The sequence below is a fragment of the Lentzea sp. NPDC020367 genome, assembly GCF_044387305.1.
Taxonomy (GTDB): Bacteria; Actinomycetota; Actinomycetes; order Mycobacteriales; family Pseudonocardiaceae; genus Lentzea.
In genome coordinates, this window is sequence record NZ_JBIRVV010000001.1 from 1,104,104 (window position 1) to 1,124,719 (window position 20,616).

21 protein-coding genes are annotated in these 20,616 nt (G+C 70.2%); 13 read left to right on the forward strand and 8 right to left on the reverse strand.

Annotated elements, in window-relative coordinates; all coding sequences use genetic code 11:
* Positions 1-5 precede the first annotated feature (5 nt).
* Positions 6-2,381: a phosphoketolase gene (locus ACH413_RS04925; RefSeq protein WP_396424912.1), complete on the reverse strand. Its 2,376-nt coding sequence runs from the start codon at positions 2,379-2,381 to the stop codon at positions 6-8.
* A 14-nt stretch (positions 2,382-2,395) separates the two neighbouring features.
* On the reverse strand, positions 2,396-3,394 hold the full coding sequence (locus ACH413_RS04930) for an Acg family FMN-binding oxidoreductase (RefSeq protein WP_360036090.1): 999 nt from the start codon (positions 3,392-3,394) through the stop codon (positions 2,396-2,398).
* Positions 3,395-3,533: 139 nt separating this feature from the next.
* On the opposite strand from ACH413_RS04930, the gene ACH413_RS04935 reads away from it, so the two are divergent.
* Positions 3,534-5,207, forward strand: coding sequence for a GAF domain-containing protein (locus tag ACH413_RS04935; RefSeq protein ID WP_360036093.1), 1,674 nt, complete (start codon positions 3,534-3,536; stop codon positions 5,205-5,207).
* A 167-nt stretch (positions 5,208-5,374) separates the two neighbouring features.
* Here ACH413_RS04935 and ACH413_RS04940 read toward each other — a convergent pair whose 3' ends face one another.
* A complete protein-coding gene (locus tag ACH413_RS04940) occupies positions 5,375-6,031 on the reverse strand; it encodes a response regulator transcription factor (protein ID WP_360036096.1) in 657 nt (218 codons plus the stop codon).
* A 77-nt stretch (positions 6,032-6,108) separates the two neighbouring features.
* Positions 6,109-6,414, reverse strand: coding sequence for a hypothetical protein (locus ACH413_RS04945; RefSeq protein WP_360036099.1), 306 nt, complete (start codon positions 6,412-6,414; stop codon positions 6,109-6,111).
* Between the two features lie 109 nt (positions 6,415-6,523).
* On the opposite strand from ACH413_RS04945, the gene ACH413_RS04950 reads away from it, so the two are divergent.
* Both ACH413_RS04950 and ACH413_RS04955 read left to right on the forward strand, forming a co-directional pair.
* Positions 6,524-7,090 (forward strand): CBS domain-containing protein, encoded by a 567-nt coding sequence (locus tag ACH413_RS04950; protein ID WP_360036102.1) that lies wholly within the window; start codon positions 6,524-6,526, stop codon positions 7,088-7,090.
* Positions 7,087-7,962: a universal stress protein gene (locus ACH413_RS04955; protein WP_360036105.1), complete on the forward strand. Its 876-nt coding sequence runs from the start codon at positions 7,087-7,089 to the stop codon at positions 7,960-7,962. Before ACH413_RS04950 ends, ACH413_RS04955 begins: the two co-directional genes overlap by 4 nt.
* Here ACH413_RS04955 and ACH413_RS04960 read toward each other — a convergent pair.
* Positions 7,959-8,405, reverse strand: coding sequence for a universal stress protein (locus ACH413_RS04960; RefSeq protein WP_360036108.1), 447 nt, complete (start codon positions 8,403-8,405; stop codon positions 7,959-7,961). The genes ACH413_RS04955 and ACH413_RS04960 overlap by 4 nt on opposite strands.
* Before the next feature lie 372 nt (positions 8,406-8,777).
* On the opposite strand from ACH413_RS04960, the gene ACH413_RS04965 reads away from it, so the two are divergent.
* The 6 genes from ACH413_RS04965 to ppk2 are packed head-to-tail and all read left to right on the forward strand — an operon-like array spanning position 8,778 to position 16,017.
* The gene (locus ACH413_RS04965) at positions 8,778-9,281 is read left to right on the forward strand and encodes a universal stress protein (RefSeq protein WP_360036110.1); all 504 of its coding nucleotides are present in this window, start codon (positions 8,778-8,780) and stop codon (positions 9,279-9,281) included.
* Complete coding sequence (locus tag ACH413_RS04970) at positions 9,278-11,854, forward strand: GNAT family N-acetyltransferase (RefSeq protein WP_360036113.1); 2,577 nt, start codon at positions 9,278-9,280, stop codon at positions 11,852-11,854. The genes ACH413_RS04965 and ACH413_RS04970 overlap by 4 nt, the downstream gene beginning before the upstream one ends.
* Positions 11,855-11,878: 24 nt before the next feature.
* Positions 11,879-12,328 carry a universal stress protein gene (locus ACH413_RS04975; protein WP_360036116.1) on the forward strand — a complete coding sequence of 150 codons (450 nt, stop codon included), beginning with the start codon at positions 11,879-11,881 and terminating at the stop codon, positions 12,326-12,328.
* Complete coding sequence (locus ACH413_RS04980) at positions 12,325-12,720, forward strand: CBS domain-containing protein (RefSeq protein ID WP_360036119.1); 396 nt, start codon at positions 12,325-12,327, stop codon at positions 12,718-12,720. The genes ACH413_RS04975 and ACH413_RS04980 overlap by 4 nt, the downstream gene beginning before the upstream one ends.
* The gene (locus ACH413_RS04985; protein ID WP_360036122.1) at positions 12,701-15,226 is read left to right on the forward strand and encodes an HAD-IC family P-type ATPase; all 2,526 of its coding nucleotides are present in this window, start codon (positions 12,701-12,703) and stop codon (positions 15,224-15,226) included. Before ACH413_RS04980 ends, ACH413_RS04985 begins: the two co-directional genes overlap by 20 nt.
* Complete coding sequence (ppk2, locus tag ACH413_RS04990) at positions 15,226-16,017, forward strand: polyphosphate kinase 2 (protein WP_360037247.1); 792 nt, start codon at positions 15,226-15,228, stop codon at positions 16,015-16,017. Before ACH413_RS04985 ends, ppk2 begins: the two co-directional genes overlap by 1 nt.
* A gap of 99 nt (positions 16,018-16,116) precedes the next feature.
* Here the strand turns inward: ppk2 and ACH413_RS04995 are convergent, their stop codons facing one another.
* From ACH413_RS04995 to ACH413_RS05005, 3 genes are all read right to left on the reverse strand, one after another.
* Positions 16,117-16,668 (reverse strand): hypothetical protein, encoded by a 552-nt coding sequence (locus tag ACH413_RS04995; protein WP_360036125.1) that lies wholly within the window; start codon positions 16,666-16,668, stop codon positions 16,117-16,119.
* Positions 16,669-16,756: 88 nt separating this feature from the next.
* Entirely contained in the window at positions 16,757-17,092 is a 336-nt protein-coding gene (locus tag ACH413_RS05000; protein WP_360036128.1) for a spore germination protein GerW family protein, read from the reverse strand.
* Positions 17,093-17,225: 133 nt separating this feature from the next.
* Positions 17,226-17,720, reverse strand: a complete 495-nt coding sequence (locus tag ACH413_RS05005; protein WP_360036131.1) for a flavodoxin domain-containing protein — start codon at positions 17,718-17,720, stop codon at positions 17,226-17,228.
* A 225-nt stretch (positions 17,721-17,945) separates the two neighbouring features.
* Between ACH413_RS05005 and ACH413_RS05010 the strand changes: the two genes are divergently transcribed.
* The 4 genes from ACH413_RS05010 (at position 17,946) to ACH413_RS05025 (ending at position 20,613) form a co-directional block, all read left to right on the forward strand.
* Entirely contained in the window at positions 17,946-18,632 is a 687-nt protein-coding gene (locus ACH413_RS05010) for a CBS domain-containing protein (protein ID WP_360036134.1), read from the forward strand.
* Between the two features lie 8 nt (positions 18,633-18,640).
* Positions 18,641-19,261, forward strand: coding sequence for a CBS domain-containing protein (locus ACH413_RS05015; protein ID WP_360036137.1), 621 nt, complete (start codon positions 18,641-18,643; stop codon positions 19,259-19,261).
* 205 nt (positions 19,262-19,466) lie between these two features.
* Positions 19,467-20,381, forward strand: a complete 915-nt coding sequence (locus ACH413_RS05020) for a carbamate kinase (RefSeq protein WP_360036140.1) — start codon at positions 19,467-19,469, stop codon at positions 20,379-20,381.
* A 55-nt stretch (positions 20,382-20,436) separates the two neighbouring features.
* Positions 20,437-20,613 carry a hypothetical protein gene (locus ACH413_RS05025; protein WP_360036143.1) on the forward strand — a complete coding sequence of 59 codons (177 nt, stop codon included), beginning with the start codon at positions 20,437-20,439 and terminating at the stop codon, positions 20,611-20,613.
* The last annotated feature ends 3 nt before the right edge of the window (positions 20,614-20,616 follow it).

Sequence of the window (20,616 nt, forward strand, 5' to 3'; positions counted from 1 at the left end):
GACCGTCAGGCCCAGGTCCAGTCGCGGACCTCGGGCATGTCCTCGCCATGCTCGCGGATCCAGTTGTGGTGGCGGGTGCGCTGGTCCTGCACGTGCTGGCGCAGCCGGGCCGCTTTGGGACCGAGGCCGGGCACGCGGTCGATCACGTCGATGACGAGGCGGTAGCGGTCCATGTCGTTGAGCACCAGCATGTCGAACGGTGTCGTCGTGGTCCCTTCTTCTTTGTAGCCGCGCACGTGCAGGTTGTGGTGGTTGGTGCGGCGGTAGGTCAGGCGGTGGATCAGCCACGGGTAGCCGTGGTAGGCGAAGATCACTGGCCGATCCGCCGTGAACAGCGCGTCGAACTCGCGGTCCGGCATGCCGTGCGGGTGCTCGGTGTCGGGTTGCAGGCGCATCAGGTCCACGACGTTCACGACCCGGATTCGCAGTGACGGCAGGTGTTCGCGCAGGAGCTTGGTGGCGGCGAGCACCTCGACGGTGGGGGCGTCGCCGGCACACGCCAGCACGACGTCCGGTTCCTCGATGCTGTCGTCGTTGCTCGCCCACTCCCAGATTCCCGCGCCGCGGGCGCAGTGCAGGATCGCCTCGTCGACGTCGAGCCAGTCCGGTGTCTCGTTCTTGCCGGCCACGATGACGTTGACGTAGTCCTTGCTGCGCAGGCAGTGGTCCGCGACCGCGAGCAGGGTGTTGGTGTCCGGTGGCAGGTAGACGCGGACGACCTCGGCCTTCTTGTTCATGACGTGGTCGATGAAGCCGGGGTCCTGGTGGGAGAAGCCGTTGTGGTCCTGACGCCAGACGTGTGAGCTGAGCAGGTAGTTCAACGAGGCCACGGGCCTGCGCCAGTCCAGCTTCTTGTGCGTCTTGAGCCACTTGGCGTGCTGGTTGAACATCGAGTCGATGATGTGGATGAAGGCCTCGTAGCAGTTGAAGAGGCCGTGCCTGCCGGTGAGCAGGTAGCCCTCCAGCATGCCCTGGCACAGGTGCTCCGACAGCACCTCGATCACCCGGCCGTCGTGCGCCAGGTGCTCGTCGACCGGCAGAGTCTCTGCCTGCCACTGCTTTCCGGTCACCTCGTACACGGCGTCGAGCCGGTTGGACGCGGTCTCGTCCGGCCCGAAGATCCGGAACGAGCGGGCGTCGGCGTTGAGCGTGATGATGTCGCGCAGCATCCGGCCGAGGACTCTGGTCGGTTCGGAGTGCGTGGTGCCGTGCTTGACGACTTCGGCCGCGTGCGCGCGGATGCCCGGCATCTTCAGTTCGCGCAACAACAGTCCGCCGTTGGCGTGCGGGGTCGCGCCCATCCGGTGATCGCCGGTGGGCACCAGGGTGTCGAGTTCCGGTCGCGGCGCTCCGTTGTCGTCGAAGAGTTCGGCCGGCCGGTAGCTCTGCAGCCAGGCTTCCAGCTGTCGCAGGTGGTCCGGGTCGTCCCGCACACCCGCCAGCGGAACCTGGTGTGCCCGCCAGGTGTTCTCGACCGGCACTCCATCCACTTCGGACGGGCCGGTCCAGCCCTTGGGGCTGCGCAGCACGATCATCGGCCAGCGCGGCCGGTCGTCCGAGGCCTTGACGCGGTGGATCTCGTCGACGACCTGGTCGAGCACTTCCGCCATGCGGGCGTGCATCACCTCGGGGTCGCTGCCCTGGACGTAGAACGGCGTGTAGCCGTATCCGCGCAGCAACGCGTCGAGCTCGTCGTGCGGGATGCGGGAGAGCAGGCTGGGGTTGGCGATCTTGTACCCGTTGAGGTGCAGGATCGGCAGCACCGCACCGTCGCGCTGGGGGTTGAGGAACTTGCCGGCGTGCCAGCTGGCCGCGAGGGGCCCGGTCTCGGCCTCGCCGTCACCGACCACGCACGCCACGATCAGACCGGGGTTGTCGAACGCCGCGCCGAACGCGTGCGCGAGCGAGTAGCCCAGCTCGCCGCCCTCGTGGATGGAGCCGGGCACCTCGGGCGCGACGTGGCTGGGGACTCCGCCGGGGAAGGAGAACTGCCGGAAGAGCCTTCGCATGCCCACGGCGTCGCGCGGCACGTCCGGGTACGTCTCGCTGTAGGTGCCCTCCAGCCACGTGTTGGCCAGCAACGCGGGGCCGCCGTGGCCGGGGCCGGTCACGAACATCATGTCGAGGTCGCGCTCCCGGATGATCCGGTTGAGGTGCGCGTAGAGGAAGTTCAGGCCCGGCGTGGTGCCCCAGTGGCCCAGCAGCCGCGGCTTGATGTGTTCCGGTGCCAGGGGTTCGGTCAGCAGTGCGTTGTCCATCAGGTAGATCTGGCCGGCCGACAGGTAGTTGGCGGCTCGCCAGTACGCGTCGACGAGCTCCAGGTCGGCGTTCGACATCTCGCGCTCCTCGTTCGGGGGACTTCCACGTGGTGATCCGGACAGGGCATCGGGGTGGCCTAGCACCCGGCGCGATCCTTGGCGTCCATCAGGAGTTCGGCCACGCGGCGTCGCGGCGTGGCGGGGACCGGCGTGCTGAACCCCAGGCGCAGCACCGTCTGCGGGACGAGCATCCCGCCGAGTGAGCGCCGCAGTTCCTCGCGGACGGGCCGGACCTCGACCGGCTGGGACAGGAACGACGCGGACAGCCCGTGCGTGGTCGCGGTGAGCAGCACGCGTTGCAGTGCCTGGCCTGCCTGCAGTTCGCCGAGCGGACCGTCGTAGAACGAGCAGAGCACCACCACGAGCGGGTCGGACTCGTAGTCCTTGCCGGGGTGGCGTTCGGGGCCGCGGAAGTCGCGGAAAGTCCACTCGTCCTGTGGCGCCGGCAGGATCCCCGCCGACGCGGGTGGCACGCCGTCGGCCGCGTCCGGGCGGTGGCCGGTGAAGGCGGCCAGCTCCGCCTGCACGTCCCCGTCGCCCAGCTGGATCTGGTGCGCCCGCTGGACGAGTCGCTTGAGCTGGGCCCGGCCCTCGGGGGTCGTGACCACGTGCAGCCACGAGCGTTCCAGCTCGGCCGCCCGCACCAGGGAGTGACGCTGACGAGAGTCGACGCGAGCCTCGTGGAACGGATGGCGGTTGGTGCGCCGGTGGGGCACGGCGTCGAGCAGCGCCCTGTTCTCGCCGTCGGGCTTGATCGTGCCGCCCTTGCGCACGATCGCGAGCGCGCCGGGCGCGTCCTGACCGGGCAGCATCGTCACGAGCGGACGCACTCCCATGTCCTGCAACGCCAGCCGCACGTTGTACAGCGCCGCGCCGCACGACAGGCGCAGCTCGCGGTCCTCGGGATCGGTCGCCGCCAGCCTGCGGGAGGTGTCCGGGTGCAGTTCGATGCGATCGGGCCGGACGCGGAAGCGCCAGGGCTGGGTGTTGTGCACCGACGGCGCGAGCGAGGCCGCCTTCAGCACCCGCTCGACCTGCTCGGGCCCCAGTCCCAGCGCCGCGGTCACCTCGGCCATGTCCTTCACCCCGTCGTGTTGCCGGTGGAACTCCTGTTCGCTCCACCTTCTGCGCAACCGCCGGGTGGTCCCACCGTCGAAGGTCCCGACCTCGCCGGGACTGCTTGGTGTTGCCGCGACCCCGTGAAAGGCTTGATCCATGGTCGACTCTCAGGACCCGCCGCCACGCAGCCTGCTCGGCGGGCTGCGCCTGGACGATCTGCTCGACGAGATGCGCGACCGGCTCGCCGAGATCGGGTCCACCAGGGACAAGATGCAGAGCCTGCTCGACGCGGTGCTGGCGGTCGGTGCCGGGCTGGAGCTGGACTCGACGCTGCAGCGGATCGTGCAGGCGGCCGTGAAGCTCGTGGGCGCTCGTTACGGGGCGCTGGGTGTGCTCGGTTCGCGGCACAACCTGTCGCAGTTCGTCTACGTCGGCATCGCCCCCGAGACCCGCGCGCACATGGGTCACCTGCCCGAGGGCAAGGGCCTGCTCGGGTTGCTGATCAAGGACCCGAGGTCGATCCGGTTGCACGACCTGTCCGCGCACGTGGCGTCGGTCGGCTTCCCGGCCAACCACCCGCCGATGCACAGCTTCCTCGGCGCTCCGCTGCGGGTGCGGGACGAGGTTTTCGGGAACCTGTACATGACCGAGAAGATCGGCGGCGGCGACTTCACCGCGGACGACGAGGTCGTGCTGGAAGCACTGGCGGCGGCGGCCGGCGTCGCGGTGGAGAACGCCCGCCTGTTCGAACGCTCGCGGACGCGCGAGCGGTGGCTGGAGGCGACCGCGGAGATCAACGCTCAGCTCCTCGCCGGCGCGACGGCTGATGACGCGTTGCGGTTGATCGCGCAACGCACCGTGGAGCTGGCGTCGGCCTCGTGGGCGGTGGTGCTGCTGCGCGATGGGAAGGAGCTCCGCAAAGCGGCGTACGCGGGCAACGAGTCCGTGCCTGACGCCTTCTCCTCCGACACACCGGTGCTCGCGCAGGTGCTCGAGACGGCCGCACCGGCGTTGATCGAGGAGGTCGACGACCAGTTGGGCGACCTGCCCGCGCAGACGGGCGCCGCGGTGGTGCTGCCGCTGCGAGCCGGCGCCGCGGTGACCGGTGTCCTGCTCGCCGTCCGGGACAAGGACGCCGCTCCGTTCGGTGCGGACCTGATGCCGTTGCTGGCGTCGTTCGCCGATCAGGCGGTGGTCGCGATCGAGTTCGCCGCGAACCAGAGCGCCAAGCGCCTGGTCGACGTGCTGGAGGATCGCGACCGGATCGCCCGCGACCTGCACGACCACGTGATCCAGCGGCTGTTCGCCACCGGCATGAGCCTGCAGGGCGCGTTGACCTGGGTGACCCACGCGGAGGCGCGCAGGCGGGTGACGAAGGCGGTGAGCCAGCTGGACCAGACGGTGCTGGAGATCCGCACGTCGATCTTCGACCTGCAGGCGGACTCCGGCGACACGGGCCTGCGGCGGCGCCTGCTCAACATCGTCGCCGAGATCACCGAGGACGCCGAGCTGAGTCCGGCGATCCGCATGTCGGGCACGATCGACAGCCTGGTGCCCGACTACATCGGCGAGCACTCCGAGGCAGTCGTTCGCGAGACCGTGAGCAACGCACTGCGCCACGCACACGCCACGGAACTGACGCTCACCGTCGAAGCGGGCGACGCGTTGGTCATCACCATGGTCGACAACGGCCGGGGGATGCCGCTGGAAGTCGCGCGGAGCGGACTGCGCAACCTCGAACAGCGCGCGGCCGGGCTGAACGGGACGCTCACCGTCGGCGAGGAACCCGGTGGTGGCACGCGGGTGACGTGGCGAGTTCCCCTGGACTAGGCCGTGTCCTGCAAGTTCGTTGGGCGACAGTGGCAGCCGAGGGACCCGGAGACGACACCGCCGCAACGCCCGAACACGCCCGGTATGAGGGCATTGCGGCGACACCGCCTCCGAGTCTCTCGCCCGCGCCTCTCACCGAACGAACTTGCAGGACACGACCTAGGGCCTCAGCCGGTCTCGTTGTCGTGGGTGGGTTTGCGCAGCTGCGAGGCGAGCACGGCGGCCTGGGTGCGGCGTTCGAGGCCGAGCTTGGCCAGCAGGTGGGAGACGTAGTTCTTCACGGTCTTCTCCGCGAGGAACATCTTGTCCGCGATCTGCCGGTTCGTCAGGCCGTCGCCGATGTAGTCGAACACGGTCCGCTCCTGCTCGGTGAGCGCACGGACCGGGTCGCCCTGCTCGCGCTCGCGGCGGATGCGGTTCAGCAACGCGGCGGTCGATCGGGCGTCCAGCAGCGACTGTCCTGCTGCGACGGTCTTCACCGCGGTCGTGAGGTCGGTGCCGAGGATGCGCTTGAGGACGAACCCGGACGCGCCGGCCATGATGGCGTCGAAGAGCGCCTCGTCGTCGGTGAACGACGTCAGCATCAGGCATTTGAGGTCCGGCAGCCGGGACATCAGCTCCCGGCACAGCTCGATGCCGTTGCCGTCGGGCAGCCGCACGTCCAGCACCGCCACGTCGGGGTTGGTCGCCGGGACCATCGTGAGCGCCTCGGTCACCGAGGCCGCCTCCCCGACGACCTCCAGGTCGGGGGAGGCGCTCAGCAGCTCCCTGATGCCGACCCGGACGATCTCGTGGTCGTCCACCAGGAAGACTCGCGACACCACCGCAACCACCTTCTTTCGATCGTTCCGCGATCACGATCTCTCAGCCGGCCCGCGGCACACAGGGACCAAAGACCCTGTCACCTGGAAGCCGGTGTGCTCCGCACCCGCTCGAACTCCTCGGTGTCGATCTCACCCCTGGCCGGCCGTTCCCCCAGCACGCGGGTCTCCGGACCGGTGTGCGGCGATCGGCGCAGCAGGACGACCACCAACGCGACCAGACCGCCCCAGGACACCAGCAGGGTCAGCGCCATCATCGGGAACCCGCCCCAGCCCATCGCGGTTCCGTAGTACCAGTTCATCATCTTCGCCTCCGTTGTCGTGTCCAGGCTCTTCCCGTGGAACCGGTCGTGCGGAGAGCCCAAGTGCCCGATCCGGGTGAGCACGTCCGCTCTGTCCGCACGGGCGGTGCCAAGGGCCCGGTCGGCACGGGACCAACGACCGCGTCCGCGGGCCGCGCCGATTCCTAGCGTTGAAGCCGGAAGGGAGTCCGCCATGCGTGCTCGCGACATCATGACCAGCCCGGTGATCACCGTGACGCCGGCCGTCCCGCTCAAGGGCGCGGCCGCGTTGATGGTCTCGCACGGGTTCACCGCGCTGCCCGTCGTCGACGACGACAAGCGTCTCGTCGGCATTGTCACCGAGGCCGACCTGGTGCGCGGTGGCTACCTCGAGGAGACCGGCGGCGTGGTCGCCGACGTGATGACCACCCCCGCCGTGGCGATGGACGCCGCCGCCCCCGCCGAGATGCTGGCCCGCGTCATGATCGACGACCGCAGGCGGTGCGTCCCGATCGTCGACGGCTCGACCGTGATCGGCGTCGTCACCCGCCGCGACCTGGTGCGAGTGCTCGCCAGGGCCGACACGACCGTGGCCGCGGAAGTCCAGCGGGTGCTCGACATGTACGGCAGCGGTCGCAAGTGGACGGTCACGGTCCACGACGGCGAAGCCGTGATCGGCGCCGCCACCACCGACGAGGAGACCGAACGGGTCCTCGTCGCACTCGCCGACGCGGTGCCGGGCGTGCTCCGCACCCGCGTTCTGACTGGAGGACGACGATGAAAGCCCCATCCGCCCCGATCGTGGCCGGCGTCGACGGCTCCGCCTCGGCGCTGTCCGCCGTCACCTGGGCCGCGCGGGAATGCGCCCGCCACCGGGTGCCGCTGCGGCTCGTGCACGCCTACGCGTTGCCGACCCGCGGCTACCCCGAGGTCATCCTCACCGGCAACGAGATCCGCCAGGCGATCGAGAACCTGGGCCGCGACAAACTCGAGGAGGCCACCGCGGCAGCACGGGCGGTGGCACCGGAAGTCGAGGTGACGACGGAGATCGTGTGCTGCGGCTCCACCGCGCTGCTGATCGAGGAGTCGAAGTCCGCGCGCCTGGTCGTGGTCGGTTCGCAGGGCCTTGGCACGGTGACCGGCATGCTGGTCGGCTCCACCGCCCTGGCGTTGGCAGCGCACGGCAAGAGCCCGGTCATCGTGGTCCGCGGCACCGCCGTTCCCGACGGCCCGGTGGTCGTCGGCGTCGACGGGTTCCCGACCAGCGAGGCCGCGCTCGCGTTCGCCTTCGAGACGGCCTCGATGCGCGACGCGCAGCTCACCGTGGTGATGTGCTGGCAGGACTTCATGGTGGAGAGCGCTTACACCGCCTCACGGTTCACTGTGGACTGGGGACAGGTGGAGGCCGACGAGCGCAGGCTGCTGGCGCAACGCCTCGCCGGGTGGCAGGAGAAGTACCCGGACGTGCAGGTGCACCCGGTGGTCGTGCGCGATCGGCCGGTGCGGGCGCTGATGCGCTATGGGGCTGAGGCTCAGCTCGTGGTGGTGGGTAGCCACGGGCACGGCGGGTTCACCGGGATGTTGCTCGGCTCGACGAGTCAGGCACTCGTCTACAACGCGCCTTGCCCGTTGGCGATCGTGCGACCCGACTAGCGGGCCGCCGCCGGGGGAACGACCACGACAGGACAACAGGCTTGGCGCAGGCAGTTCGCGGCGACGCCGTGCGAGAGGAACTCGCGAACCGCCCCACGGCCACGCGTGCCGATCACCAGCAGTGCGGCGTGTTTCGACGCCTCCGCCAGGTGTTCGGCCGCGTCGCCGACGACCACGCACTCGGCGACGTCCGGCGCGTGGAGCATCGCGCCGCGCACCTGCCGCACGGTGTCGTGGAGTTCGCGCGCCGGATGCCTTCGCGGCACCTCTCCGTACGGGTTGAGCCCCATCGGCACGGCCGGCACGACCACCGGCTCCTTCTCGTAGGCCAACATCGCCTCCACCCGCGCGCCGCGGTGCGCTGCCTCCTCCATCGCCCACCGCAACGCCGCACGCGACTCGGTCGACCCGTCGACGCCGACCAGGATCACAGGTGTCCTCATGGCTGCTCCCATCGCTCGGAACCAGCGTGCGGCCTGGAAGTGAGCGCCGGCAGGGGCCAACGTCACGAGCCGGGCGAGCCCATCCGCACCGCTGACGTGCACGCGCGTGGCGAACCGTCGATCACATCGATCGAACCGAGGACGCGATGAAGGCGAAGAGGGGCGGCTGGCTGGTAGATCCCGGCGGCGGCGCGGACGGATCACTGCGGTCAAGCATTGGCGTAGAGGCAGCACGCCTTCACGCGGGCTGAGTAGTGGAGAGCAGGTCGCGGTCGGTCCGGGCACGGCCTGGCAGGCCGGGGACGAAGGTCCCGGACGGCGCGGGACCCGGGGCACTCACCGCTCGCGGTGCGGACGGCGAGGCTGAAGTACATGAGCGAGAACGAGTCCCGGCCCGTGGTGGTCGGCATTGACGGATCACCGGCCGCGCAGTCGGCGTTGCGGTGGGCAGTGGAGGACGCTCGTCGGCGCGGGTGCCCGGTCGACGTGATCACGGCGTGGCACCCGGACTACGGCGGGATGATCGGCCCCGTGCCCGCCGAGGTGCTGATGGCGATGTCGCCGCAGGCGATGAAGGACTCGGCGCAGAAGGCACTCGACGGTGCCGTGCAGGGGTTCGAGGGCGTGGAGATCCGCCGGATCCTGGTCGAGGGCGACCCCAGGGACGCGCTCACCAGAGCGTCGGAGGACGCCGAACTGCTGGTGGTCGGCAGCCGCGGGCACAGCACGGTGGTCGAGGCCGTCCTCGGTTCGGTCAGCTCCTACTGCGTGCACCACGCCGCGTGCCCGGTCGTCGTGATCCGCGAGCCGAAGGTCAAGAAGGAGTACGCGCTCGCCACTGCGGCCGCACCGCTGACGCCTGGACCACTGCTGTGAACGCGGCGGCGTTGCTGACGGACGGCTCGGTCGTCACCGTGCGCGAGCTGGGCCTGGACGACGTCTCGGCGCTGCTCGAACTGCACCGCGGACTGCCGATCGAGGACCAGTACCTCAGGTTCTTCAGCACGTCGCCGCGGCAGCTGGAGGACTTCGTCGAGCGGATGGTCTCGCCGGACTCCCCGCACCACGTGGTGCTCGGCGCCTACCGCGACGACCGGCTGCTGGGGGCCGCGAGCTACGTGGTGGTGCGGCGGACGGACTTCGCGGAGGTCGCGCTGGTCGTGTCGCACGCCGAGCAGGTCCACGGCGTCGGCACCCTGCTGCTGGAGCACCTGGCGTCGCTGGCGCGCAGCCGGGGCGTGCGGCGGTTCACCGCCGACGTGCTCACGATCAACGGCCGGATGCTGCGCGTGTTCACGAGCATGGGTCTCGTGACCTCGATCGTGCCCGATGGCGAGGTCATCTACGTCGAGCTCGTCCTCGAGCCCGGCGACCACTACCTCGACGTGGTGAGCGAACGGGAGTCGCGCGCCGACGTCGCGAGTCTGACGCACGTGTTGCGTCCCGCCTCGATCGCCGTGATCGGAGCGGGCCGGTCGCCGGACTCGGTGGGTCACGCGGTCCTCCGCAACCTCGCCGAGGGTGACTTCGCGGGCGACCTGTACGCGGTCAACCCGCACGCGAAGTCCGTGGCCGGCGTCGACTGCCACACCTCGGTGAACGAGCTGCCCGAGGCACCGGAGCTGGCGGTGCTGTGCGTGCCGGCGAAGGCCGTTCCTGCCGTCGCCGAGGAATGCGGTCGTCGCGGGGTGCGGGCCCTGGTCGTCATCTCGTCCGGTGTCGACGCGGAAGAGCTGCTGAACGCGGTTCGCGCGCACGGCATGCGGCTCGTGGGCCCGAACTGCCTTGGTGTGTCGACCAGTTCGCCGGGCGTGCGGATGAACGCGACCTTCGCGGCGCACAGCACGCTCCCCGGCCACATCGGGTTGATCACCCAGTCCGGTGGCATCGCTATCGGCGTGCAGGAAGAGCTGCGGCGGCTGGGTCTCGGACTGTCGAACCTCGTCTCCACCGGCGACAAGCTCGACATCAGCAGCAACGACCTGCTGATGTGGTGGGAGCACGACCAGGACACCCGGATCATCGCGCTGTACCTGGAGTCCTTCGGCAACCCGCGCAAGTTCGCCCGCGTCGCCCGCCGCGTCGCCGCCACCAAACCGGTGCTCGCCATTCGCGCCGCCACCAGCGAAGCCGGTCAGCGTGCCGCCGCCTCGCACACCGCCTCGACCGCGACGCCGTCGGTCACCAGGGACGCGCTGTTCCGGCAGGCGGGCGTGATCGCGGTCGGCAGCGTGCCCGAGCTGACCGACGCCGTGATGGCCCTGAGCTGGCAGCCGCTCCCCGGTGGACGGTCGGTCGCGGTGCTCAGCAACGCGGGCGGGCTCGGCGTGCTGGCCGCGGACGCCTGCGTCCGCCAAGGCCTTCAGATGGCCACGCTCGGCGAGGAGACCCGCCAGGCGCTGGCGCAGCTCGTCCCGCCCACGGCCAGCGTGCAGAACCCGGTCGACACCACCGCGGTCGTCGACGAGAAGACCTTCGCCCGCTGCCTCGACCTCGTCGGCGCGGACCCGGCGGTCGACTCCGTGATCACCGTGACGGTGCCGACCGCACTCGGTGAACCCACGGGCGGTGTGCACAACGTCGAAGGCAAGCCCGTGCTCGCGGTGCGCACCGGCCAGACCGGACGGCTCGCGGGTGACGTGCCCTGTTACGCCGAACCCGCTCGCGCCGCCGCCGCACTCGCACGGCTGGTGGAGCGGGCGGACTGGCTGACTCGCCCGAGGGAATTCGCCCGCCTGAACCGGATCGACCTCGACACCGCGAAAGCGCTCGTTGCCGAGAAGGAGGGCTGGCTGCCTCCGGACGAGGTGATGACGCTGCTCACCGCGTTCGGCCTGCCGGTGCTGGGCGGAACGCTCACGACGACCGCGGAGCACGCGGTGGCGGCCCAGCAGGCCTACGACGCTCCGGTCGCGCTCAAGGCGGTGGCCGACGGCCTGCTGCACAAGAGCAAGGGAGGAGGCGTGGAGCTCGGAGTCGCCGGCGCGGCCGGTGTGGCGGAAGCCTTCCGCGCGTTCCAGGAGCGGTTCGGCGACCGGTTGCGCGGTGTGTTCGTGCAGCCGATGGCCTCCAGCGGCCGGGAACTGCTGGTCGGCGTGGTCACCGACGAGAAGTTCGGACCACTCGTGGTCACCGGACTCGGCGGCGTGGACACCGACTTGCTCGACGACCGCGCCGCGGCTCTCGCGCCACTGTCCACAGCGGACGCCGACGACCTGCTGCACGGCTTCCGCACCGCGGGCCACGTGCTCGCCGGCACCGACGAGGCCGCCGTCCGCGAAGTCCTGCTCCGAGTCGCGGAACTGGCAGGAGCCCTGCCCGAGGTCGTCGAGCTCGACATCAACCCCCTGGTGCTGACGGACCAGGGATGCGTGGTCGTCGACGCACGAGTGCGCGTCGCGCCCGCCCGGCACATCGATCCGTTCCTGCGCCGCCTGCGCACCACCTGACAACGCGAACCAGAGGAGAAAGCCATGAGCACCAAGCCGATCGTGGTGGGCGTCGACGGAACGCCCGCGTCGGACCGAGCACTGGAATGGGCATTGGACGAGGCGGTCGTGCGGGGATGCCCGTTGCAGGTCGTCCACGCCTGGACGTTCGAGGCGCTCGCGGACTGGACCGAGACCACCGAACAGCGCGTGCGGGCCGAGTCGGAGGCGTTGCTCGAGAAGGCGGTGCTGAAGGCGTCGGAGCAGCGTCAGGACCTGCCCGAGATCGTCCGCACGAGCGTGCGCGGCGACGCCGCCGAGGCGCTCGAGAAGGTGTCGGAGGGTGCCGAGTTGCTGGTCGTCGCCTCGCACACCGGGCACCGGATCCGTCAGATCGTCCTGGGCTCGACGAGCATGCACGTCGTGCGGCACGCGCACGCGCCGATCGTCGTCATCCCCGTGAACGACCGCGAGCTCGCGGAGACCGCGCGATGAAGGCCGCCGACGCGATGGCCCGTCCACTCGTCACGGTCGGGCCGCGTGACTTCGCCCGCCACGCCGAGGGGCTGATGGACGACTTCGGCCTGACGATGCTGCCTGTCGTCGACGGGAGCGTCTTCATCGCCGTGGTGACCAAGGCCGGTTGCCGCCGTGGCGAGGGCGGCTCGCTCAAGGTGGAGCAGGTCATGTCGCAGCCGGCGCTGACGATCGGGCCGGAGTTCGACGTGGCGACGCTCTTCGAGGCGATGGCCCGCTACGAGGTGCTCTGCGTGCCGGTGCTCGACTACGGCCAGGTCATCGGCGTGGTCACCCGCCTGGACGTGCTGAGGGCCCTCAGCCACGACGACCCGCACCTGCGAGTGGGCCATGCCGCTGAGCACGGCTGACCGCGAGGACGTCCTCCACCACCGACTGGCGGTGGCCGAGGTCGTCCTGAACGCGGAGACCGACGAGGCCGCCGGACTCACCACCACCCAGTGGCGGGACCGGCTGGCCGCGCTCGGGCCGAACGAGCTGCCCGCCCAGCGCGGGCAGAGCTGGGTGGTGCGGCTGCTCGGACAGCTGCACCACCCGCTCATCTACGTCCTGCTGGTGGCCGCGGGCATCACCGCGGCACTGGGCGAGATCGTGGACGCCTCCGTGGTGTTCGGCGTCGTCGTGGTCAACGCCGTCATCGGGTTCATCCAGGAGGCGCGTGCCGAACGGGCTTTGGACGCGTTGACGGCGATGGTGCGCACCGAGGTGACCGTCGTGCGTGACGGTCTCACCGCACGGGTCCCGTCGGCGGAACTCGTGCCGGGCGACCTGGTCGTGCTGGAGGCGGGCGACCAGGTCGGCGCGGATCTGCGGCTCGTCACCACGAAGGAGTTGCGCGTCGACGAGTCGGCGCTGACCGGGGAGTCCCTGCCGGTGGCGAAGAGTTCGGTGGCGTTGCCCTCGGACACCGCGCTGGCCGACCGGACCAACATGGCCTACTCCGGCACGCTCGTGACCGCGGGCGGCGGGCGTGGCGTCGTGGTCGCGACCGCCACGGACACCGAGATCGGCCGCGTGCACCGGCTGGTCAGCACGACCACCACCGTGCAGACCCCGTTGACCCGCAAGCTCACGCGCTTCAGCCAGATCCTGACCGTGGTGATCCTCGGGCTCGCGGCGTTCAGCGTCCTGGTCGGCCTGTTGCGCGGCGAACCTCTCGCGGAGATGGTCACCGCGGCCGTCGCTCTCGCCGTGGGCGCGATCCCGGAAGGCCTGCCCGCCGCGGTCACCGTGACGCTGGCGATCGGGGTGGCGCGGATGGCGAAGCGCAACGCGATCATCCGCCGGTTGCCCGCCGTCGAGACGCTGGGCAGCACCACGGTGATCTGCACGGACAAGACGGGGACGTTGACCGCCAACGCGATGACGGTCAGCGCGGTCGTGGTGGGAAGCACGCGTCATGAGCTCTCGGGCATCGGCTACGAGCCCGCCGGGGCCATCACGCCTGAGCCGGACTCGGCTTTGCGCGCATGCCTGCTGGCCGGTCTCGCGTGCAACGACGCGCGGATCGTGGAGGACGGCGGACGCTGGCTCCCCGTCGGCGATCCGACCGAGGCCGCGCTCGTCGTGGCGGCACGCAAGGCCGGGCTCGACGAGAGCGACGTGCCGGAACGGGTGGACGTGCTGCCGTTCAGCTCGGAACGGATGTTCATGGCGACCCGGCACGCCGGCGACGTCGTCTACGTCAAGGGCGCGGTCGAACGGATCCTCACCCTCGCCGGTCTGGACCGGTGCGTCGAAGCCGAGGAGCTGGCCGCCGCAGGGCTGCGGGTGCTGGCGATCGGTCGCGCCGCGGGTGTCGAGCTGTCCGAGGAAGGCCTGCGGGGCAACGTGGTCCTGCTCGGCCTGGTCGCGATGCACGACCCGGCACGGCCCGAGGCGATCGAAGCCGTCCGTGCCTGCCAGGCCGCGGGCATCGAGGTCAAGATGATCACCGGCGACCACCCGGCCACGGCCCGTGCCATCGCGGCGGAGTTCGGCATCACCGACGTGCACGCCCGCGTCGCGCCCGAGGAGAAACTGAGGCTGGTCAAGGCGATCCAGGCCGGCGGCGAGGTCGTCGCGATGACCGGCGACGGGGTGAACGACGCCCCGGCGTTGCGGCGCGCGGACATCGGCGTGGCGATGGGCAAGGGCGGCACCGAGGTCGCCAAGCAGGCAGCGGACATGGTGCTCACCGACGACAACTTCGCCTCGATCCGCGCCGCCGTCGAGGAAGGGCGTGCGGTCTTCGACAACCTGCGCAAGTTCATCATCTGGACGTTGCCCACCAACATGGCCGAGGGCCTGGTGATCCTCACCGCGATCCTGCTCGGCACGGCACTGCCGATCCTGCCGGTGCAGATCCTGTGGATCAACATGACCACCGCCGTCGCGTTGGGACTGACGCTGGCGTTCGAGCCCCGCGAGGCCGACGTGATGTCCAGACCGCCGCTGCCGCCGTCGCTCCCGCTGCTGACCCGGCAACTCGTCGGCCGGATCGTGTTCGTCTCCGCGATCCTGCTGGCCTGCGCCTTCGGCGCGTTCCGCTGGCAGCTCGCCTCGGGCGCCACGCTGGAGGTCGCGCGGACCGTGGCGGTGAACGTCTTCGTCGGCGCCCAGATCGCCTACCTGGTCAACTGCCGCTCGCTGGAGAAGTGGCGGCCGAGCACCGGACCGAACCGGTGGCTGTGGGTCGGTGTCGGACTGACCGTCGGGCTGCAACTGCTGCTCACGTACGTGCCGTTCATGAACGACCTGTTCCACACCGCACCGCTCGGGTGGCAGCCCTGGCTGGTGGTCTTCATGCTGAGTGCGGCGGCGTACGTCGTCGTGGAGCTGGAGAAGTGGCGGCAGCGCCGCGGGAACGGGAGCTGATGGCGAAGCTGGGGCGCGAGGTCTACGAGCAGGAGCTGCTCCGGCTGCAGACCGAGCTGGTGAAGCTGCAGGAGTGGGTGAAGGCCACCGGTGCCCGGCTCGTGGTGGCGTTCGAGGGCAGGGACGCGGCGGGCAAGGGCTCGGCGATCAAACGGATCACCGAGCACCTCAACCCGCGCGTCGCCCGGATCGTCGCCTTGCCCGCGCCCAGCGAACGCGAACGCACCCAGTGGTACTTTCAGCGCTACACCGCACACCTGCCGGCGGCGGGGGAGATCGTGCTGCTGGACCGCAGCTGGTACAACCGCGCCGGAGTCGAACGCGTGATGGGCTACTGCACCCCGGAGGAGCACCGGCTGTTCCTCCGGCAGTGCCCGCAGTTCGAACGCATGCTCGTCGAAGATGGTGTGCTGCTGCGCAAGTACTGGTTCTCGGTCAGCGACGCCGAGCAGGAACGCCGCTTCCGCAAGCGCCTCGACGACCCGCTCAAGCGCTGGAAGCTCTCCCCGATGGACCTCGAGTCGTTGACGCGCTGGGAGGACTACTCGCGCGCCAAGGACGAGATGATGGTCCACACCGACATCGCCGAATCACCCTGGTACGCGGTCGAAGGCGACGACAAGCGACGGGCGCGGATCAACATGATCGCCCACCTGCTCAGCACGATCGACTACCACGAGGTCACCGCGCCGAAGATCAAGCTGCCCGCGCGGCCGCCGTCCAGCGGCTACCAGCGCACGGACCGGGCTCTGCAACGAGAAGTACCGGATCACGCCGCCAAGCTGGTCTGAACGCGGGGAGTTCGGTGATCGCGCTTCGCTGCTCGACCTCTCGCGGACGAAGAGAAAGGGCGCCGCGTCCGCGGCGCCCTCGCTCACTTCTCTTGTCGTTCACCGCAGCCAAGGGTTCGCCTTGACCACCGGCAGACCGTTCCACCAGCGCGCCAGACCCCACGTGACGCCGGACGCGGTGGCCGCGAGGGCGATCAGCACCAGGGCGTAGACGACGTGGTAGTCGATGAGCGGGTTGGTCGACATCGTCGCCTCGCCGGTCGAGGTGTGCTGTGCCGGCGGCCATTCCGCGGCCCACATGAGCAGCATCATCAGCGCACCGCTCACGGCCGCGATCTTCAGGCCGATGCCGAGCACCAGCGCCACCCCGACGGCGAGCAGACCGGCCATGAACAGCACGTCCGCCCACCAGGCCCCAGCGATGTCGTGGAACAACGACTCGAACGGCCCCACCGCGACCCGGCTGAGGAAGCCCTTCGTGGGCGAGCCTCCCGAGAACCACGCGTTCTTGGACTGGGTGGCGTAGCCGAGACCGAACGCCTTGTCGAGGAACGCCCAGAGGAACAGCAACCCGGTCACGATGCGCAGCACCGCGAGGGGCACTGCACCCGTTCCGGTTCGGGTGCGAGCAGGAGCGTGAACAGCGGACATCTTTACCTCCCAGAAAGTTCTTCTGGTTGAAGTCTGGTCAGAGGCGCCACCCGCGAACGCAGCCCTTGGTCCCGGTCCGGCCGGGACATCACGACCCGCCGCGGCGATACCGGCGAGCGGCCACGAAGATCGCCGCGACCACGACCGCGCCCATGGTCGCGATCAGCCGGTTCACGTCGACCGCGGGTACCCACCGCACGTTGTCGCCGGTGATCACGTAGGCGCCGGTCGGTTTCGCGGAGATCCCGAATCCGCCGCCCTCGCCCTCCTGGCCCTTCTCGTCCCGGCCGGAGCCACCACCGGTGCCACCCGAGATGGACGCGGCGGCGATGACCGTGACCCCGTTGCGCTCGTACGGCTCGGCGTAGACCTTCTTCGCCTCCACGGAGTCCTTGACGCTGGCGATCAGTTCGTCGATCTTCATCATCACTCCTGAGCAGTCGGTCGTCAGCCCCCCAGCATCCGGCGAACGGGCCCCGCCGGGCAGGGTCCTTCGACTCCGCGTGGTCGTGCCAGGTGGGCGATGGGCTCCAGCTGCTGAAGACGCGGCTGAGCAGTCAGCGCGCCGCGACCAGCCGCTGGGCGATCGTGTACGCCCAGCGGTCGATCTCGTCCCGGTCCCGGAAGTCGCCCGCCATCGGTCTTGTCGCCATCTTCCTGGCGATGAAGCCGACAGCGGTCTCCGGCGTGAGCCTGCCGCCGAAGGTGAAGGGCTCCTCAGCCCCGATGCGCGCGGCGATCTCGCGCACCTTCCGCGGCGCCTGCCGAGGGGCGAGGTCGGTTCCGAGCGGTCCGCTGTGGAAGAGCCACAACGGCCGGGTGCGCAGGAGCTTCTCGTTGCGGGTCAGCAGCTTCACCGCCTCCCGGCGCCACCGGCCCGCGTACAGCGCGCTGCCGAGCACGACGGCCTTGTAGGGCTCGACCGAACCGACGTCCGCGGCGTCCAGCACGACGACCTCGTGCGACGCCGAGCGGATCCGTGCGGCGATCAGTTCGGCGATTTCCTTGGTAGCGCCCATCTTGGTCGCGTAGGCGACGAGGATCTCTGTCATACCGGCACCATCGTCGCGCCGGCCAGACGGGGACAGAGCCCTTGTGCTCAGTGGCGACGGGTCGCCGGTTGCTCGTGGCAGACCTGAGCCCGCCCGACGCAGAGTCGTTCGGTCCTCTCGACAGGTCGGAACGTCCCGGCTCGCCCACGTCCTTGGCAGGTGTCAGCCCGCCGCGGCGCCGACGAGGCTTGGTCACACACGAACCAGGGAGTGCCGGAGGGTGACATGCGTGAACCGACAGTCGCCTCGCTGATGACGCGTGAGGTGATCACCGCAGACGTCGAGTGCCCGTTCAAGGAGCTCGTGCGGCTGCTGGAGGACGACAAGATCAGCGCGGTCCCCGTGCTCGACGGCGGCTGTCCGGTCGGCGTCGTCTCGGAAGCAGACCTGCTGCCCAAGGAGGAGTTCCGCGGCGGCACCGGAGAAGCACCTGGTCTGTTCGCGAGCCGTGCGACGAAGCACCGCTGGGAGCAGGCGAGTGGCGTGACCGCCCGCGACGTGATGACCTCGCCGGTCCGGAGCATCCCGCCGGACCTCGCCGCGAGCGCGGCCGCCCGCGAACTCGCCGCCACCGGCGTGCGCAGGCTCTTCGTCGTGGACTCCGACGGCGCGCTGGTCGGCGTGCTGTCCCGCCGCGACCTGCTGAAGCTCTTCGTGCGTGAGGACGACGAGCTGCGCACCACGATCCGCGACGAGATCTTCGGCCGGGTGCTGTGGGTCGACCCCGACTCCCTCCACGTCGCGGTGACCGGCGGCGTGGTGACGGTGCAGGGACAGCTGGAGCGGCAAAGCGAGGTCGAGATCGCCGAACACCTCGTGCGCGCCCTGCCCGGCGTGGTGGACGTGCACAACCAACTGCGGGCCGGATGGAACGACACCACCCACACCCACCAGACCGAGATCTTCGGCTGAGGAGCGACATGAGGACTCGAGACGTGATGACGACGGACGTCGTGGTCGTCGACCAGAACACCCCGGCGCGCGACGCCGCCAGGCTGATCGCCGACCGCGGCTTCACCGCCCTGCCGGTGGTCGACGCCCTGGGCGCGTTGGTCGGCATGGTCAGCGAAGCCGATCTGCTGCGAGATCGCCTGCCTCAGGATCCGCGGGGACTGGTGCACGGCGAACCCGCCCAAGCCCGGCAGGCGCCCGCGGACGTGGTCTCCCAGGTCATGACGACCTCGCCGGTGACGGCGAGTCCGAACACCGATCTGGCCGAGGTCGCGGGCCTGATGCTCGACCACGGTGTGCGCAGCGTGCCGGTCGTGCACGAGGGCCACCTCGCGGGCATCGTGACCCGCAGGGACATGCTGCGGTCCATCACCCGTGCGGACTGGGTCGTCGAGGCCGAGATCCACAACCGGCTCGGCATGGTCGGCGGCGCAACGCGGTGGCAGGTCGCGGTGACCGACGGCAGGGTGTCCATAGTGGACAACGGGAACAGCGCCACCGAGCGGCACGTGGTCGACGTGCTGGTCCGCGCGATCGCGGGCGTGACCGACGTCGAGTTCACCACCGAAGCCGTGCGCGCGGGGAGCTGACGATGGCAAGGAAGCGGTGGAGTGATCTCACCCCGTTGCAGCGGAGATCTCCCGCGTGGCCGGCTGTTCTGCAGGTGACGGTCGCGTGGGCTGTCCACATCGGAGTGAGGAGTTCGCCATCAGCGCAGAAGCAGCCGGACCACCTGCCGCGACGCGCCCGGTTCGGGAAGCGACCGGCCACGCCCGTCCAGATTCGGCCGGCCTGATGCGCATCGTCGTCGCACTCGGAGGCAACGCCCTGCTCATGCGCGGCGAACGCGCCGACGCCTCAGTTCAGCTCCGCCACGTCGAAACAGCGGCGCGAGCACTCGCGCCGCTGGCCGAAGAACACGAACTCATCGTGTGCCACGGCAACGGCCCCCAGATCGGCCTGCTCGCACTCGAAAGCGAGGCCGACCCGTCGTTGAGCCGCCCCTACCCGCTCGACTCCCTCGGCGCCGAGACCCAGGGCATGATCGGCTACTGGCTCGCGCAGTCGCTGCGCAACGCGGGCGTCCGCAAACCGGTCCTCGCCGTCGTCACCCAGACCGTCGTCGACGCGTCCGACCAGGCGTTCTCCGCGCCGACGAAGTTCATCGGCCCGATCTACGACCGCGCCCAGGCCGACCGGCTGGTCGCGCGGAACGGCTGGACCGTGGCGGCGGACGGTCCGCACTGGCGCCGCGTCGTCCCATCGCCCGAGCCGCTGCGGCTGGTCGAACAGGAGTCCGTCGAGCAGCTCGTGAACAGCGGGACGATCGTCGTCTGCGCGGGTGGTGGGGGAGCGCCGGTGGTCGACGACGGCCGGCTGCACGGTGTCGAGGCGGTGGTGGACAAGGACCTCACCTCGGCCGCGCTGGCGATCTCGTTGAAGGCGGACCACCTGCTCCTGCTCACCGACGTGCCCGCGGTGATGTCCGACTACGGCATGCCGACCGCCGCACCGTTGCGCCACCTGGACGTGGCGGACCTCGGGGACCTGAGCTTCCCCGCCGGTTCGATGGGACCGAAGATCGAGGCGTGCCGCCGGTTCGTCGAAGCGACGGGATCGACCGCCGCGATCGGAGCGCTCGCCGACGCCGAGGGACTCCTGCGGGGCACCGCCGGCACGACGGTCGGCCGGCGGGCGCGCCGCGGTTGACGGAGTCGTAGAGTGTCGAATTGAAGAATTCTTCAATTCGACAGGTCGTGGTCTCGTGAACGAGTTCGAGGACAGTCTGCTCATCCGCGTCGAGCAGGCGGAGCAAGCGGTGCGGCAGGCGGAGGAGCGGCAGGACGAGTACGCGGCGGACGTGCACCGCGCGGATCTGGCCAACCTGAGGCGCCTGGCGGCCGAGCACGGCGTCTCGGTCGACGCTCCAGAGGAGGGCTGAGCG